Here is a 15,932-nt window from a genome sequence, read left to right as displayed (position 1 = left end):
GCCGGGCGTCTCCCCTACCGCAAGAATAGGACGTTGACCCATGTCGTTTCTCGTCGCCCATTTGCACAATGAAAACGTGGCGAAGAGTACAAATGCCTCATCGGAATGGATCACTGTAGTCGCAACACCTCTTTCTCACTTCGCTAGTTGCAGTCGGGCGCAACGTAGTAACGAAGTCAGTGACTTTTGCCGCCGTTGGTAACTGTGTGAAGCACGGCGCAGGGAGAGATAGCCATGGCAAAGACTATTATCAGTATTCCTGCATTTTATAGGATGCTTCACTGTGGTTGGGCGGCGATCTTGATGGCCCTTTGTCTGTTCCATGCTTCTACCGCACATGCTCTGCCTATATTCGCACGCCAAACGGGACAAAGCTGCGTGGCGTGCCACGCAGGCGGTCAGTTTCCCGAGCTCACGCCGTATGGGCGCATGTTCAAGTTGAACGGATATACGCTCGGCGAACGCACCATCCCGCTTGCTGTGATGGGAACAGTCGATGTGACCAAAACCCGGCACAACAACGACGCTAACGGCAATCCCATCTCGCCCAAAGACGGCAATCTGACATGGGATGCGGCCAGCATTTTCCTCGCGGGGAAGATCACCGACAAGATCGGCGCGTTCGCTCAATATACCTACACGAACTACGATCACCAGAATGGCGACGGCAGGTGGATCGGTAAATGGGCATCCGACAACACCGATGTCCGTTATGTGGAACGGATCATCGGCGAAGCGAGCGACTTCATACTGGGCGCAACGTTGCACAACAATCCGACTGTGCAGGACGCCTTCAATACTGCGCCTGCATGGAGCTACCCCTACCTTTCTTCGTCGACAAGCGCGGTCGGGTCTCCGCAGTTTACGCCGCTCATCGAGGGCGCATTGGCGCAGCAGGTCGTCGGCATTGGCGGCTACCTGTACTGGAACAAGTTGATCTACGCGGAACTGACTGCGTACAGCACAGCCGACGGAATCTGGTCGTTTATGAGCCATGGCAGCAAGGCCGGAGACCTGGCCCACCCGCAGACCTATCTGAAAGGCTACAACCCGTATTGGCGCCTTGCGCTGACTCGCGAATGGGGCGCGCATAACATCATGGTGGGGACGTTCGGGTTGCTTGCCGATGTCTATCCCAACGATCCAAACGCTTTCCCGATATTCACGCAGGGTGTAACCCGCTATCGTGATATTGGCGTGGATGCGCAGTATCAGTACCTGCTCGATCCGCATACGATTACCGCGCAGGCCCGCTACGTTCACGAGAACATTAGCGATCCGAATAATTTCGTTTTAGGCGACAGTCAATCAGCAAATCTCAAATCGATGCTGTTGAAAATGTCGTACATCTATCAGGCCAAGTATGGCGTGAGCCTCGCCTTCTTCAATGTGACGGGCAGCACCGATAGCGTGGCTTACGCCAGCAGCGCGAACTTTTCTCCCGCCACGCAGGGATGGATACCCGAGATCTTCTGGATTCCGGTGCAGAACATTCGGGTCGGCCTGCAATACACGCATTTCACCAAATACCTCGGGTCCCGATCCAATTACGACGGCACCGGGCGAAACGCATCGGACAACGACACGCTGTTTGTCTATTTATGGGCCGCGTACTGGTGAAATTTGGTGGTAAGGAGGTTCGTGACATGAAAACGTTGGCGCAAATCATCTCCCTTGGGATGCTGCTTGCAGGATCGGGCTGTCACGAATTGGATCGGTCAAGGGCGGTCGATAACCCGGCAGTCGCCGGAAAAACCATTGCTCTGCAGGTCTGTTCGAACTGTCATGGTGTGAACGGCGTCTCGGTGTCGCCGGCTTTTCCCAAGCTGGCGGGGCAACGAAAGGAATACATTGTCGATCAATTGACGGACTTCAAGACGCATGCCCGATCGGACCCGAACGCCAAGAGGTTTATGTGGGGTTTTACGCACTTGAGCGAGGCGCAAATCGACGAACTTGCCGCGTATTTTTCCAGTCAGAAGGCGGCTCTGGGTGAATCCGGAGACCAATCGCTGATTGGCGAAGGGAAAGCGATTTTTGTGTCCGGGTTGCCGGACAAGGGCGTCGCGGCATGCGTTTCGTGTCACGGCCAGCATGGCGAGGGAATGAATCAGTTTCCGCGGCTCGCCGGTCAACATGCGGACTACATCGTCAAGCAGCTATTGGTTTTCCAGAGCCACGTCGATCAAAGACCTCGCGGTGAGGTCATGAAGGCGGTCTGCGGCAATATGTCGGAGCAGGATATGCGCGCAGTAGCTGCCTTCGTGGAAGCGTTTCCGCCAGAAACCGAGGCAGCGGCCAGCCCGCCGGCCGATCAATGAACAAGTTGACTTACGTGTCGCTGCGCCCGTGGACGTGGCGATTCAGAGTCCAGGCCGTCCGTCTGGTCTGTGCAACGCGGATGCACCGTTGCACGGCAGCGGCACCGGCAAGAACGCCTGCGTCGTTGTTGAGATCGCCCCGGGTGGGGGCATCGGCGGCGATGTGGCGAATAGTTTGCGCTCCGTCTCCCCCCGGCGGGCGCTTTTTTTTCAATCTGCAGTGGAAACTTACGGAGCGAATCGGAAAGCGGGCGCTCAAGGTCGCAAGGGGTCTTCCGGTCACGTCTGGCGGCGCGTTTGCGCGACGGGGACCACCACCGGTTGAGCATGCCTTGCGGCCCGGCCGTCGAACGAAGCGCGTCTGGAAAGCAGTCAATTGTGTGCCGACGGCATCATGTCGACGCGATCGGCACAACGGAGAGCACCATGAACCTGACCCAATCGTCTCTTGACGCCGCTGCGCCGGACCCGGTGCCCGTGCTTAAGTGGGATGTCTCAAAGACCGCGGCTCAAACGGTGGCTCCGCTCGACGAGCGGCCGTTTCTGAAACGGCTCGGCGTCGTCGACTGGCTGTTCGCCGTCGTGATGGTCGCGGGCGCGGGGTTTGCGCTGTCGCGCTATCACCCGTTCATGAACTACTACGACAAACTGGTGCTGTGCCTGGCGGTGCCGGTGTTCGTCGTACTCGGCTGGCGCTGGAAGCCGGTGCGTCCGCTGATGGTGGGCATCGCCGCGCTGTCGCTGCTGGCGATCCAGATCTACCACGGCGATCTGACGCGCGCGGATAACGCGTTCTTCCTCAAATATTTCCTGTCGAGCCAGTCCGCGATTCTGTGGATGAGCGCGCTCTTCGTCTTCGCCACCGTCTTCTACTGGATCGGCCTGCTGTCGCGTTCCCCGACCGGCGCCGCGATCGGTTCGAAAATGACGTGGGCTGCGGTGGTGATGGGCTTCGTCGGTCTGATGGTGCGCTGGTACGAGTCGTACCTGATTGGCGCGGACGTCGGCCATATTCCAATCTCGAACCTGTACGAAGTGTTCGTGCTGTTCAGCCTGATCACGGCGCTGTTCTATCTGTACTACGAGCAGCACTACAACACGCGTGCGCTCGGCGCATTCGTGCTGCTGGTGATCAGTGCGGCGGTCGGTTTCCTGATGTGGTACTCGGTCGCGCGCGACGCCCAGCAGATCCAGCCGCTCGTGCCGGCGCTGCAGAGCTGGTGGATGAAGATCCACGTGCCGGCTAACTTCATCGGTTATGGCAGCTTCGCGCTGTCGGCAATGGTCGGCGTCGCATATCTGGCGAAAGAACGCGGCGTGCTGGCCGACCGCCTGCCGCCGCTCGATGTGCTCGACGACCTGATGTACAAGTCGATCGCCGTCGGCTTCGCGTTCTTCACGATCGCGACGATTCTCGGCGCGCTGTGGGCTGCGGAAGCATGGGGCGGTTACTGGAGCTGGGACCCGAAGGAAACGTGGGCGCTGATTGTGTGGCTGAACTACGCGGCCTGGCTGCATATGCGCCTGATGAAGGGCCTGCGCGGCGCGGTGGCGGCATGGTGGGCGCTAACCGGCCTGCTGGTGACGACCTTCGCGTTCCTCGGCGTCAACATGTTCCTGTCGGGGCTGCATAGCTACGGCAAGCTGTAAATGAATGCCGGAGCGCTCACACCCTTCGCCCGAAGCTCCGGCTTGGCGGAGCATGGTTCGAGCGGCGATACGCACTGCGGGTCCCTACCCATTCCGTTCGGCGAGCATTCCTACTTTTTCTCGTTGCCACTCCGCGCAAGAATGTAGTCACGGGTCCGGACGGACCCCGATCCACGGTCAGCGAGGTCGCCATGAGACGCATATACTTTTTGCTGCCGAGCACGCAATGTGCGCGGATGATTGTTGACGAGCTTCTGGTGAGGCGAGTCGATTGGCGGCATATCCACGTGATTGCCAACCATAGCGTACGGCTCGACGATTTGCCGGAGGCCACGCTTGCGCAGAGCAGCGACTTGCTTCACGCACTGACACGAGGTACAGCGGCGGGTTGCGCGACCGGCATGTTGACGGGCCTGGTTGCATTGGCTTATCCGCCGGCGGGCCTGACCATTGCGGGTGGCGTTGTCGTTGCGCTCACGCTCGCGGGCGCCGGGTTCGGTGCATGGACGGCGACGATGATCGGTGTCGATGTACCGAATACGCGGCTGAAACGGTTCGAAGAGGCGATCGAGCGGGGCGAATTGCTGATGATGATCGACGTCCCAAAGGACCGCGTCGAGGAAATTGAAGAGATGATCAAGCTCCACCACGCGGAGGCCGAGATCCGGGGAACGGAGCCGACCATTCCCGCATTTCCGTAAACTGTTCCCGCACTCGGCAACAGTACGACGAGGCCGGCGGCTGGCCACGCCTGGATGTCATCGATATGGGTGCCGGCTTGCCGCCGGAGCGCGCAACGGTTAACCGGCTGCGAGCATGCGTCGATAGCGCTCCAGAACCCGTGGCACGTAAAGGCGCGTTTCCCGCACTGAGGGCACGCGATAGCCGGCCCGAATCACAGCATTTTCCCCGGCGTTGTACGCGGCCACGGTGAGTTCGACATCGTCCTTGAAGAGATCGAGAAGGAAGCGTAGATAGCGGGCTCCGGTCAGCACGTTGTCTCGCGGATTGAGCATGTCTCCACCGGCAAAGCGCCGTGCCGTCTCCGGCATGACCTGCATCAGGCCCAGCGCACCTTTGTCTGAAACCGCTTTCGGGTTGTATCGCGATTCGACGTCGATCACTGCGCGCAAGAGTTCGGGCTGAACGCGAAAGGTGCGGCTTGCTTCGTCGATCACATCCGCGAACCGCGACGCGTCGCCGCTCCCGGACGATGAGGCTTGCGCACGCTTCGCATCGCGTTCGGCAGGCGGATCGCCAGCAACGATGACGGCCAACCCTGCTTTGCCAGGTACGTTGGTCAGGATGATCGCACCGTTACTCGCCACCGCTCCAAAAATCTCTGCGCGTGCCACCCCTGGTGATGCCATGCCAAGCACCGCGCATGCGATGAGGATCGCGTTTTCCGGTCTGGATGAAGGGCAATGGCGCATGGTCGTGTTCTCCCGCACCTCAATTGTGGTGTGGAGAAATGCGCATCGGCAATGGGGCACCTCCCTACACTTTGAGACGCAAGACGGACGCATCGGAGGGCTGTACAAAACCGTTACATTCGTAATGCATGGTAACCGTGGGTAATCAGATGCGCCATGACCTGGCGTATCCGTCGAGGGAAAATATTTCCGATTCTGATTGTTAATTGGCAAGTCCTGTCACGCTGACCGATTCGTCGCGCAATGTCTACTCTATCGGTATTGCTACTAATCTCCAGTCCTGGGAAAAACAGTTCAGATTTGAAACATACACGTAGCTATCGTCGGCCATTTCAAACGTCGTATGAATTTAGCAGGCTGATCAATGCTGGCTTGCAGAGACATGGCGCGAACCTTGCAACGGAGACACGCGTGCGGCGTTGCCGCCCGGCAAGTGAAAAATAAAGTTAGTAATTCGAAAGGATTGGCCGCAAGGAAAAGACGAGGCATGCAGTGGGTGCCGTTTGACGGCTGTACTGCATTGTCGCGACCGGTTCATGGTTGCCAGGGGTAAACACATGAATACCAACTGCCGTGTCGTGATCGCCGAAGACCACGATCTGCTACGGAACGGGCTGCGCTCGATGCTCTCGGCGCAGGGGGGCTATGACGTCATCGGCGAAGCGAGGGACGGCAAGGAAGCCTGTCAAATGGCGATGACGCTGAATCCCGATCTGATGCTGATGGACCTGTCGATGCGAGGTATGAACGGAATCGATGCTAGCGCGGCGATCAAACGCCGATCGCCGAACGTACGAATCGTCGTGCTCACGGTTCACCAGAGCGAAGAGTATGTGCGTGAGGCGCTGCGCGCCGGTGTCGAAGGCTACGTGCTGAAAGATGTCTCGTTCGATGAACTCCTGGTCGCGATGCGTATGGTTATGCAGGGGAAGAAGCATCTGAGCGCCGACGTGTATGGCTACATGGTCGACTCGTTCGTCACAGGCCGCGAGGCACCCGCGCCAAAGAAGGCGTGGGACATTCTGACGGCGCGGGAGCGCAGCGTTCTGAAACTGATCGCAGAAGGGCGCACCAACCGGCAGGTAGGGCAGTACTTGAATCTCAGTCCAAAGACGATTGAGAAGTATCGGGCCAGCATGATGCACAAGCTCAATATCGCCAATCTGACGGAATTGGTCCTGGTCGCTATCAGCATGGGTCTGCTGACTTCCCTGGCCGAGAAGTGTTCCGAGCCGAAAATTGACGACACACCTGTCCGATTGTCGGCCGATCTGGATCGACAGTCGGAATCGCCTGAAGACACGGGGTTGCCCAGGTACGGGCTGGGAGCGGGGCGTTGAGCGCGAACGGAAATTGCGCTAGGCGTTCCATGCCGCCGAGACCAGCGTTCCGCTCGTACCGAACGACTGGATTGAAAACGTGCCGCCGTGCGACTCGACCCGGTGCTGCATGCCGATGAGACCAAGCCCGGTTGTACAGGCGTCTTCCGTTGACAGAGAACGGTTTTCGTAGCCGATGCCATTGTCCTGAATCGTCATCAGGAGGCCGCCCGCAATACGCCGGAAACCGAGCGTGACTTCCGTGGCCGCTGCATGCTTGACGGTGTTGTTCAACGCTTCCTGGGCGAGTCTGAACATGTCGGCCTTCAGATGCTCCGGCACGTCCTCGTCGTCGACATCGCAGTTGAACACAACTGAGACGTTTTCGGCGCCGCGCTCGATGCGCCGGCATAGTGAACCCAAGGCGGCGGGCAGGCCGAGCTGATCGAGCATCAGCGGACGCAGCTCGCCGCATATCTGCCTCACGTCGCCGATCGTCTCGCGGATTCTGAGCACCGTTGCATCCAGCAGCTGGGCTGCGTCGTCGACCTGCCCGCGGCGTATCCGCATCAACGCATCCTCAGCCATCAGCTTGACGAGCGTCAATGCTTGCCCGAGGCCGTCGTGCAGTTCCGCTGCAAGGCGTTGACGTTCTTTCTGTTGACCCATAGTTAAATACGTCAGGTGGTCCCGCGCACTCGCATCGGGCAAACGCGTGGCATTCGCAAGCTCGGGTCCGGAAACCAGTGGCTCCTCAAAAAGCGTCAGCAACGCACTGCGCCCGGTCTGGCCGGTGGGGATCGACTGCTGGTGCAGCATGAGCTGGATCGGCTGGCCGGTGCGGCCGCCGAGTACCGTAGGAAAGGAGTGAAATTCTCGATGAGCGCTCACGGACAATTCGCTCGCGAGCGGCGCGCAAGAGCTGGCCGGCGCCATGTCGGCGAGCTGCTTGCCGACCAGGTCGGCATTCGAGTAGCCGAGGAGGGCAGCCGCAGTGCGGTTTGCCGACAGGAATGTTCCATCCGGCGTGAGAAGGGCAAGTGCCGCGCCGCGCGCATCGGTGACGCTGGCGGTACCTGGCTCGTGGGTCCGTGCCGCGATGCAAAGCTTGCGCATGGCCTCGATCAGGTCGGCCAGCTTTATCTGCAATCCCGTGGGCTCGTTTGCATCCATTGGAGCTCCCGATGCGTTTTCTTAAGGAAACCTTAAGGCTATAAGTGATTGTAGGCCTCGATTGACGCTCTCTGCAACCGGGCAAGTACTGAGTCGCGATGTGGGGACACCCCGGCTGAACGAGGCGGGTTTTCCCGCAGGCGGACATGCCCTACCGTGCTTTGGGGGCTCTCATCCAATGACGCTTGCGCGCAAATTCATGAGACTGAACATGCACGGTGGCGCGCCTTTCATGCGCTCACGCGGGTATCGACGCCGTGCTCATGATACTTCTGGAGCCAGCGATGAGAACGACCAACGTAGTCCTGATCGGCGCGGTCCTGCTAGCCGGCGCCGGACTGGCAGGTCCCGCGGCATGGTGCGCGTCTGCCGCAGACGCTGCCGATGGCGCCGACGCGCATATGCATCATCACATGATGTCGGGGACGATGCGCTCCACAGTCGACTACACGCTGCCGCCGGTGAAACTGGTCAGGGACGACGGCAAGACGGTCTCGTTGATCGATGAATTGAATGACGGCCGGCCGGTAATCCTGACTTTCATTTACACCACGTGCACCACTATTTGCCCGATGGTCAGCCAGACGCTCGAGAAGTTGCAAAGCGAGTTGGGCAGCGACCGGGACAAGGTGCACATCGTGTCGATCTCGATCGATCCTGAGCAGGACACGCCGGCACGTCTTAGAACGTATGGAGCCCGATTCGACGCCGGCCCCGAGTGGCAGCACTACACCGGCACGGTCGAGGCCAGCATTGCGACGCAGCGCGCCTTCAACGTCTATCGGGGTGACAAGATGAATCACACGCCGGTTGCATTTGTGCGGGCGGCGCCTGGAAAGCCGTGGCTGCGTATTGACGGCTTCGCGACGCCGGCGGAACTGCTGAGCGCCTACCATGACGCTGTCGCGTCCAACTAGCGGCGCACGGTGCAGACAGGAGCGACGAAATTGGCAAAACAGCACCGTGTGCTGATTGCGGAGGATCAGCATCTCTTGCGCAGCGGCCTTTGTCGCATGGTGTCCGAACTATGCGACTACAGCATCGTCGGCGAGGCGAGCGACGGACTCGAGGCATACCGTCTTGCGATTGCTACGATGCCCGATCTGATCCTGATGGACCTGTCGATGCCGGGCGGCAGCGGTTTCGAGGCGATCGCCGCAATCAAGCGCCGCGCGCCGCAGATCCGCATTATCGTCCTCACCGTTCACCGCAGCGAAGAACATGTGCGAGAGTCGTTCGCCGCGGGTGCCGACGGATATGTGATCAAGGATGCGTCATTCGAAGACCTCGTCGGCGAGATGCGGCTTGTCATGCAGGGCAAGCGCAACACGAGTCTCGACGTTTGCGGTCGCTGTGCCGGTGCACCGGACTTCGCTTCGGCTACCCGGCAAAAAGCGCACCTCTGGGATGCGTTGACCGGCCGCGAGCGGTCGGTGCTGCGGCTCGTTGTCGAGGGACACACCAATCGGCAGGTCGGCGAGCACCTGAAGCTCAGCCCGAAAACGATTGAAAAGCATCGCGCGAATCTGATGCGCAAGCTGGGCATCACGAACGTGACAGGTCTGGTGCGCATCGCGATCGACATGGGCGTGCTGACGCTGCCGGACGAAGAGCACGTGCATCACCCCTCCGTATAAGCGCGGCGCAACTGGAGGGTCTTTACCCATGTCTTTGGACGGCTCTCCCTACTTCTTGCCCGTATCGACCTGAACAAGAATGCATTCAACGGCTTCGGCAACGTCGAAGCGGTGGGTCGTTACAGGGGGAGCCGTGTACAACGAATTGTCCTCTATCAAGCCCGGCATGCCCGGGCGTCCGTGGCAGTGCGTCCGCCTTGAAAGGGGCGCGCGACGCAGCCACGGCTTCACGCTGCTCGAGCTGCTTGTGGTGATGGTCATCATCGGCTTGCTGGCAGGTCTCGTTGCTCCTCGATATTTCGAACAGGTCGGCAAGTCGAATACGAAGATCGCGCGCGCGCAGATTGTCTCGCTCGGGCAGGCGCTCGATCAATACCGGCTGGATGTCGGTTCCTATCCGTCGACCGAAGAAGGGCTGCAGGCACTGATCGCCAAACCGCAGGACGCGGCGCATTGGAGCGGGCCGTATCTGGCGAAGGCGGTGCCGGTCGATCCGTGGGATCGACCGTACCAGTATCGTTCGCCGGGCGAGCACGGCGACTACGATCTGTTTTCGCTTGGCAAGGATGGACGAGGCGGTGGCGTCGGCGAGAACACGACCGTCTCTTCGTGGTAACGGTGCACCGCGCGGTTGCCGCGACGCCGGGCCAGTAGTGGGTTGTTTGCAAGGAGAGTCGACGTGAAGTTCGTGCTGCGTGTTTTCGATACCAGTGGTGCGGTTCAGACGCTTCGCATCGATAGCGATTCTTCGTCGACTGCGGCGTCGCTTGCACGCGCGCGCGGCCTTCGTGTCGTATCGGTTCGCGCAGACGCGAGCCGGCGGCGCCAGGGGAAAAACTGGGCGGCGCTGCCCGGCGGCAGATTCAACGTCGAACTGTTCGCGCGCGAACTGGCGGCATTACTCGATGCAGGCGTCGGCGTCGTCGATGCATTGCGCACGCTCGGGGGCAACGAGCGCCGCGAGGCATCGGCACAGGTCTATCGCGAACTGTTGCGGCTACTGGAAGAGGGGCAGTCACTCTCCGCGGCGCTCGAACACGCGAGCCACATCTTTCCGCCGGTGCTTGTCGCCTGCGTGAAAGCCAGTGAGCAAACCGGCGGCCTCGCGGATAGTTTGACCCGCTATTCGCGCAACAGCGCGATGCTTCACGAACTGCGCGGCCGGGTGGTGTCGGCAGCGATCTATCCATCCGTTCTGCTGCTGGTGGGCGCGGCGGTCGTGCTGTTCCTGCTGGGTTTCGTCGTGCCGAGGTTCGCGACCTTGCTCGAGCACAGCGGGCGTGAGCTCCCGTTGCTCTCGCGCTTGCTGATCGCCTGGGGCAGCATGGTGCACGCCCACGGGGCGGAGTTGAGCGCGAGCCTCGCTGTGCTGGCGGTGGCGGCCGGTTTCGCGCTGCGCAGACCGGCGGTCCGGAGCTGGATCGCCGATCGCATGTTTGCCCTGCCGGGCATTGGGCAACACTTCCGCATCTTTCGCCAGTCGCAGTTTTATCGCACGACCGCCATGCTGGTCGACGGCGGTATTCCCGCTGTGCGCGCGTTCGATCTTGCGCGTGGGCTAGTCGGCCGCGCGGACCAGGCCGCACTCGCGGACGCCCTGCAGCAGGTGCGCAACGGCACAAAGATATCCGACGCGTTTCAGCAGGGCGGACTCGCCAACCCGATTTCCTATCGACTCCTGACGGTGGCGGAGAAGACCGGTGGCCTTGGACCCGTTCTCGACAGAATTGCCGCGTTTCAGGAGGCGCAGGTGTCTCGCACGATCGATCTGATCTCGCGTTTGATCGAACCCGCGATGATGATTTTTATCGGTGTGGTTATCGGTGGAATTGTCGTGCTGATGTACATGCCGATTTTCGAAATCGCATCGAGCATTCAATAGACCCACCTGGAGAAAGCACGTGGATACCGTCAGCACGATTCCGGCAAGCCTAAATGTCGAAACGCGTGTCGAACCGCGTGTCGAGTTGCGCGAGGCACTGCGAACGCTCGGCGAGCGGCACGGTTCCGGTATTCGCGCGCTGGAAGAGTTGATGACACAGACGGCACTGAGCGCGGACGAGATGCGCGCCCAGTTGGCTGTGCAATTTCGCATGAAGCCGATCAGCATGCGCGAGTTGAATCAGTACGAGCCTGATTTCGACGTGATGTCGTTTGTCGAAGCGACGACCCGCCTGTGCGTGTGTTTTCGCGAGGCAGATGGAACAAGCGGCACAAACGGCTCAGGCGGTACAAACAGTGGCAAGGGTCTGCTGTTCGTCATCGCCGATCCGCTCGACGCGCGCACGCGAGGCTGTGTCGAACACCGCATGCGCTCGCGGCCGACCGTGCCGTACAGCTGGGCGCTCGCGAGCGCTGGGGACATCAGCGCGTATTTGGCCGTGCGCGAAAAAGACGTGCGGGCGATGGACTCGCTCGCGTTCGACGACCCGATCCAGAGTGCAGTCGATCCGTCTTCGCTCGCGTTGACGCTGCAGGGCATCAGTAGTGACGACAGCCCGGTGGTGAGGCTGCTCAACTCGACGATCTATGACGCGCTGAAGATGATGGCGAGCGACATTCACCTCGAATGCCGCGCCAACGGGTTAATGATCAAGTGCCGCGTGGACGGTGTGCTGACTGTGGTCGGCCGGGTCGAAGGCCGCGATGTCGCGGACCAGGTCCTGTCGCGCGTGAAAGTGATTTCCGAACTCGACATTTCCGAGCGCCGCGTTCCGCAGGATGGGCGTTTCAAAGCGCAGTACGCGGGACGTGACATCGATTTCCGCGTGTCGATCATGCCGAACCAGTTCGGCGAGGACGCGGTGCTGCGGATCCTTGACCGCTATCAGCTTTCGCAGGCCTCCGGCGGTCTGACGCTCGAGGCGCTGGGCTTTCAGCAGGCTGATACACGTTTCATGCGCTCGGTCGCATCGATGCCGTACGGGATGCTGCTCGTGACCGGGCCGACCGGCAGCGGCAAGACGACGACGCTCTACGCGATTCTGACTGAGATCAACAACGGTCTTGAGAAGATCGTGACGATCGAAGACCCGGTCGAATATCAGCTGGGCGACATCCTGCAGATTCCGGTCAACGAAGCGAAGGGCCTGACGTTCGCGCGCGGACTGCGATCGATTTTGCGGCATGACCCGGACAAGATCATGGTCGGCGAAATCCGCGATCCGGAAACAGCGCAAATCGCCGTGCAGGCAGCGCTGACCGGCCACCAGGTGTTCACCACCGTGCACGCGAACAACGTCTTCGACGTGATAGGCCGCTTCACGAACATGGAGGTCGATCCTTACAGCTTCGTGTCCGCGCTCAACGGCGTCGTTGCCCAGCGTCTCTTGCGGCAGTGCTGTCCGGATTGCACGACCGATGAAGCGGTCGACGCGGACACGCTGGTCCGTTCGGGCATCGATCCGGATACCGCCGGCAGCTACCTGTTTCATCGCGGCACGGGCTGCGCGGCGTGCCGCGGCAGCGGGTACCGCGGACGCCGCGCAATTGCAGAAGCATTGCGCATGAACGACGAGTTGCGGCAACTGCTGTCGGAACGCGCACCGCTTGGGGCTATCAAGGCGGCAGCGATGCGCTACGGCATGCAGTCGCTGCGTACCGCTGCAGTCGAGCTCGTGAAGCGCGGCGAAACGACTCTCGAGGAGATTAACCGTGTCACCATGGTTGAATAGTCCGGTTGCAATCGGAGTCGGCACACGTGAGATTGTCGTCGGTGCGCGCGTGCCTTGGCCGTTACGCCTGCGCAAATCGGCATCTGCCGCCGAGCCTGCCAGCGTTGCGATTCCCGAGGAGCAGTGCTGCACTGAACCGGGTGCACTCGACACGCTGCGCAGAGCGCTTGCTGACACGCTCATCGCAACGCCCGCCGCCGATGCGGCGCCAGTGCCGCAGGAGTTTGTGCAGAAGCGCAACGCACACGTGGTGCTGGATGATTTCTGGGGCAATCACGCGATCTTGCGTGGCGATTTCCGCACGCTGCGCGCGCGCGAACTCGAAGAGATCGCGTTAGCGCATTTCACCGATACCTATGGAATTGACGGTGCGTCGCTGGTGGTCCGTTTCGGCGTGCAGCGCGGCGGCCGGGCTCTGTTTGCCAGCGCGATGTCGCGCGAACTGCTTGCCGGTATCCACGACGTGAGCGCAGCCGAACATGTCGGGATTAGCCGCTTGACGTTATGCCTTCCGGAGATGCTCAATCGCATCGGCGATGCGGCCGAGGGCGGTGAGGCGCTGCTGCTGTTCGTCGCGGACGAGCAGATGCAGGCGGTCATGATCGAACAGAATCGCTGGGTCGCCTACGATGCACAACGCCTGTTTCCTGGAGATGCGGACGACGCGTCCCGGCTGGCCGAACTGGCCGAGCAGTTGTTCGAACGCTCGGCAACCCGGGCGAACCTGAAGCACGAAGACTGCAAAATCTTTCTGTTCGGGATCGAGACCGAGTTGGCGCCGTTCGAAGCGCGTTTCGCCGCGGCAATCCGGCAGGCGCCGCCGGCGGACCACTCGCCCGCGCATCGGCTGATGGAGTGTGCGCAATGATCCCGCGCCTTGACCTCGACTTCAGCCGGCGCCGCGCCACCCCTGCGGCGGGCGGGTTGATCCTGCTGTGCGCCGCTGCCGTGCTGTTGCTCGCAAGCGGCGCGCGGCTCTGGCATGCGCACTCGGAAAACGATCGTGCGCAGGCACAACTGGAGGCCGTCCAGCGGCAGACAATGGCGAGCCGGCATGTGGCGAAGACGCCGCTGACGCCGGCTGCCCGGCTCGCGGAAAAGCAGAGCCAGTCGGTTCTGCGTGAACTGACCGTGCCGTGGCAGGACCTCTTCTCGATCGTCGAAGACTATCCGGATCACGATGTCGCGCTGATCGGCATCGATCAGAACCCCGCGCAAAGCCAGATCCGTATCACGGCCGAGGCGAAGAACTTCGACGCGATGATTGCCTACCTGAAGTATCTGCAGAGCAGCGTTCTGCTGCGGGAAGCCGTGCTGAACGATCACCTGATCGAGACGAACGTACCGGGCAAACCCGTGCGTTTCCAGATCACTGCCGTCTGGAGGAAATGATGAAAGCAGACCAGTTGCAGGACATGCTGTTGACGCTGCGCTTCGAGATGCAGCGCTCGTTCGGCCTGCCGGGACTGCTCGGCGTGCTGGTGATTGGTGTTGCCGCCATCGTGGCCGTCTCGACGCCCAGTGTGGAGTCCGGGACGCACGGAATGGGTGAGATGCAGGATGCCGCGCGAGTCGCGCGGACTGCGAACGCGCATCACCTTGCCGGCGAACGTAGCGCGGCGGTGGATCCAGTCGCACTCGATACCTTGCCGGGACTGTTCCCGGGTTTCACGCAAAGCGCGAACGATATCGCGGTGATATTCGCGCAGGCCCGCGATAGCAATCTGACGCTCGGCTCAGCCGAATACCAGGTGACGACCGAAGCCGGTGCGCCCTTTACGCGGTATCAGGTGCTATTGCCTGTCAAGGACCAGTACAGTGCGATCCGGCGTTTTCTCGCGGCAGTCCTGAACAACGTGCCCAATGCGGCGCTCCAGGCGATCCACGTCGAACGTCCCGCAGTCGACGGCAATATTCTCGATGCGCGGGTCCGCTTCGAGCTCATCTACCGGACTGCACAGCCATGAACCTCGCTCTGGTCAAACGCGTTCGAGCGCATCTGCCGGACAGCGCAGCCATGAAACCCGCTCTGGTCACACGCGTGTTGCTGACGTTCTGCGGGATCGCCGTCGTGGGACTCGGGTATCGCGCGCAGGTGGCGGCGACCCAGACGCCGGTGGTGCTTGCCGCGCTCCACGGCAAGGGGCATGACGACGTGCGGGCGCGGCCTGCTTCCGCTCATCTTCAGTCCGCCGCGTCTGCCGTGCCAGCAACCTCGCGGGGAGCGGCGCCAGTCCCGGTTCCTGCGTCGCGCGTCGGCGCTGCCAATGCGAAGCCGACGATAGCGGTGACGCCACGCGCAAAGCTGATCGCCCTGCGCACGCCGCTGTCCGTCGAATCGGCCAACAATCCGTTCGCCGCCTCTTCGTGGCTTCCGCCGCCGCCTCCAGTCGAGGTGCCGGTCGTACCCGAGGTGCGGGCACCGGCGCCGACTGCGCCGCCCGTGCCTTTCACGTACGTGGGCGAGCTGGATGCGAAGGCGGCCAAGCCGCAGGTATTTCTCAGCAACGGCGAGCGGTTGCTGATCGTTTCGCCGGGCGAAGTGGTTGATGACCAGTACCGCGTCGAATCGGTTTCGGAATCCGACGTGGTGCTGACCTATCTACCGCTTAACCAGACGCAGTCCGTATCCATTCCAAGAGAGGCAAAGTAGATGAAAACCTCACGCACACGGGGTGCGAGCCGCAATGGGGACAGCGGCCCGGCGAACCATCTCTTGCCATCT

The 15,932-nt window shown here is 61.2% G+C and carries 16 protein-coding genes; 14 read left to right on the top strand and 2 right to left on the bottom strand.

Annotation, left to right across the window (positions count from 1 at the left end; all coding sequences use genetic code 11):
- The first annotated feature begins 378 nt into the window (after positions 1–378).
- The 4 genes from M0D66_RS17905 (at position 379) to M0D66_RS17890 (ending at position 4,672) form a co-directional block, all read left to right on the top strand.
- Positions 379–1,620, top strand: a complete 1,242-nt coding sequence (locus M0D66_RS17905; RefSeq protein WP_266211091.1) for a cytochrome C — start codon at positions 379–381, stop codon at positions 1,618–1,620.
- Positions 1,621–1,646: 26 nt separating this feature from the next.
- Entirely contained in the window at positions 1,647–2,321 is a 675-nt protein-coding gene (locus M0D66_RS17900; RefSeq protein WP_200652011.1) for a cytochrome c, read from the top strand.
- 426 nt (positions 2,322–2,747) lie between these two features.
- A complete protein-coding gene (gene ccsB, locus M0D66_RS17895) occupies positions 2,748–3,971 on the top strand; it encodes a c-type cytochrome biogenesis protein CcsB (protein ID WP_093633294.1) in 1,224 nt (407 codons plus the stop codon).
- A 191-nt stretch (positions 3,972–4,162) separates the two neighbouring features.
- Entirely contained in the window at positions 4,163–4,672 is a 510-nt protein-coding gene (locus M0D66_RS17890) for a DUF1269 domain-containing protein (RefSeq protein WP_093633293.1), read from the top strand.
- 99 nt (positions 4,673–4,771) lie between these two features.
- Here M0D66_RS17890 and M0D66_RS17885 read toward each other — a convergent pair whose 3' ends face one another.
- Positions 4,772–5,341, bottom strand: a complete 570-nt coding sequence (locus M0D66_RS17885; protein ID WP_244179261.1) for a lytic transglycosylase domain-containing protein — start codon at positions 5,339–5,341, stop codon at positions 4,772–4,774.
- Positions 5,342–5,961: 620 nt separating this feature from the next.
- On the opposite strand from M0D66_RS17885, the gene M0D66_RS17880 reads away from it, so the two are divergent.
- Positions 5,962–6,744: a response regulator transcription factor gene (locus M0D66_RS17880; RefSeq protein ID WP_093633291.1), complete on the top strand. Its 783-nt coding sequence runs from the start codon at positions 5,962–5,964 to the stop codon at positions 6,742–6,744.
- A gap of 18 nt (positions 6,745–6,762) precedes the next feature.
- Here the strand turns inward: M0D66_RS17880 and M0D66_RS17875 are convergent, their stop codons facing one another.
- The gene (locus M0D66_RS17875) at positions 6,763–7,896 is read right to left on the bottom strand and encodes a histidine kinase (RefSeq protein ID WP_211705537.1); all 1,134 of its coding nucleotides are present in this window, start codon (positions 7,894–7,896) and stop codon (positions 6,763–6,765) included.
- Positions 7,897–8,180: 284 nt separating this feature from the next.
- Here M0D66_RS17875 and M0D66_RS17870 point away from each other — a divergent pair, with 284 nt between their 5' ends.
- The 9 genes from M0D66_RS17870 to M0D66_RS17830 all read left to right on the top strand — a co-directional run bounded on the left by M0D66_RS17870 (position 8,181) and on the right by M0D66_RS17830 (position 15,860).
- Entirely contained in the window at positions 8,181–8,813 is a 633-nt protein-coding gene (locus M0D66_RS17870) for an SCO family protein (RefSeq protein WP_093633289.1), read from the top strand.
- Positions 8,814–8,843: 30 nt separating this feature from the next.
- On the top strand, positions 8,844–9,533 hold the full coding sequence (locus tag M0D66_RS17865) for a response regulator transcription factor (RefSeq protein ID WP_093633288.1): 690 nt from the start codon (positions 8,844–8,846) through the stop codon (positions 9,531–9,533).
- Between the two features lie 166 nt (positions 9,534–9,699).
- Positions 9,700–10,149 carry a type II secretion system major pseudopilin GspG gene (gene gspG, locus M0D66_RS17860; RefSeq protein WP_200620156.1) on the top strand — a complete coding sequence of 150 codons (450 nt, stop codon included), beginning with the start codon at positions 9,700–9,702 and terminating at the stop codon, positions 10,147–10,149.
- Positions 10,150–10,212: 63 nt separating this feature from the next.
- Positions 10,213–11,415: a type II secretion system F family protein gene (locus M0D66_RS17855; protein WP_093633286.1), complete on the top strand. Its 1,203-nt coding sequence runs from the start codon at positions 10,213–10,215 to the stop codon at positions 11,413–11,415.
- Positions 11,416–11,566: 151 nt separating this feature from the next.
- Positions 11,567–13,207 carry a GspE/PulE family protein gene (locus M0D66_RS17850; RefSeq protein WP_234486822.1) on the top strand — a complete coding sequence of 547 codons (1,641 nt, stop codon included), beginning with the start codon at positions 11,567–11,569 and terminating at the stop codon, positions 13,205–13,207.
- A complete protein-coding gene (locus tag M0D66_RS17845) occupies positions 13,188–14,075 on the top strand; it encodes a hypothetical protein (RefSeq protein ID WP_167378306.1) in 888 nt (295 codons plus the stop codon). The genes M0D66_RS17850 and M0D66_RS17845 overlap by 20 nt, the downstream gene beginning before the upstream one ends.
- A complete protein-coding gene (locus M0D66_RS17840) occupies positions 14,072–14,599 on the top strand; it encodes a hypothetical protein (protein ID WP_211705533.1) in 528 nt (175 codons plus the stop codon). The genes M0D66_RS17845 and M0D66_RS17840 overlap by 4 nt, the downstream gene beginning before the upstream one ends.
- On the top strand, positions 14,599–15,174 hold the full coding sequence (locus tag M0D66_RS17835; protein WP_211701807.1) for a hypothetical protein: 576 nt from the start codon (positions 14,599–14,601) through the stop codon (positions 15,172–15,174). The genes M0D66_RS17840 and M0D66_RS17835 overlap by 1 nt, the downstream gene beginning before the upstream one ends.
- Positions 15,171–15,860, top strand: a complete 690-nt coding sequence (locus M0D66_RS17830; protein ID WP_244869691.1) for a hypothetical protein — start codon at positions 15,171–15,173, stop codon at positions 15,858–15,860. Before M0D66_RS17835 ends, M0D66_RS17830 begins: the two co-directional genes overlap by 4 nt.
- Positions 15,861–15,932: the final 72 nt, after the last annotated feature.

Origin of the sequence: Paraburkholderia sp. SECH2, from assembly GCF_030464795.1 — a bacterium.
Taxonomy (GTDB): domain Bacteria; phylum Pseudomonadota; class Gammaproteobacteria; order Burkholderiales; family Burkholderiaceae; genus Paraburkholderia; species Paraburkholderia aspalathi.
The sequence above is the reverse complement of the archived record's forward strand: the minus strand, read 5'-3'. Positions and strand labels throughout refer to the sequence as shown.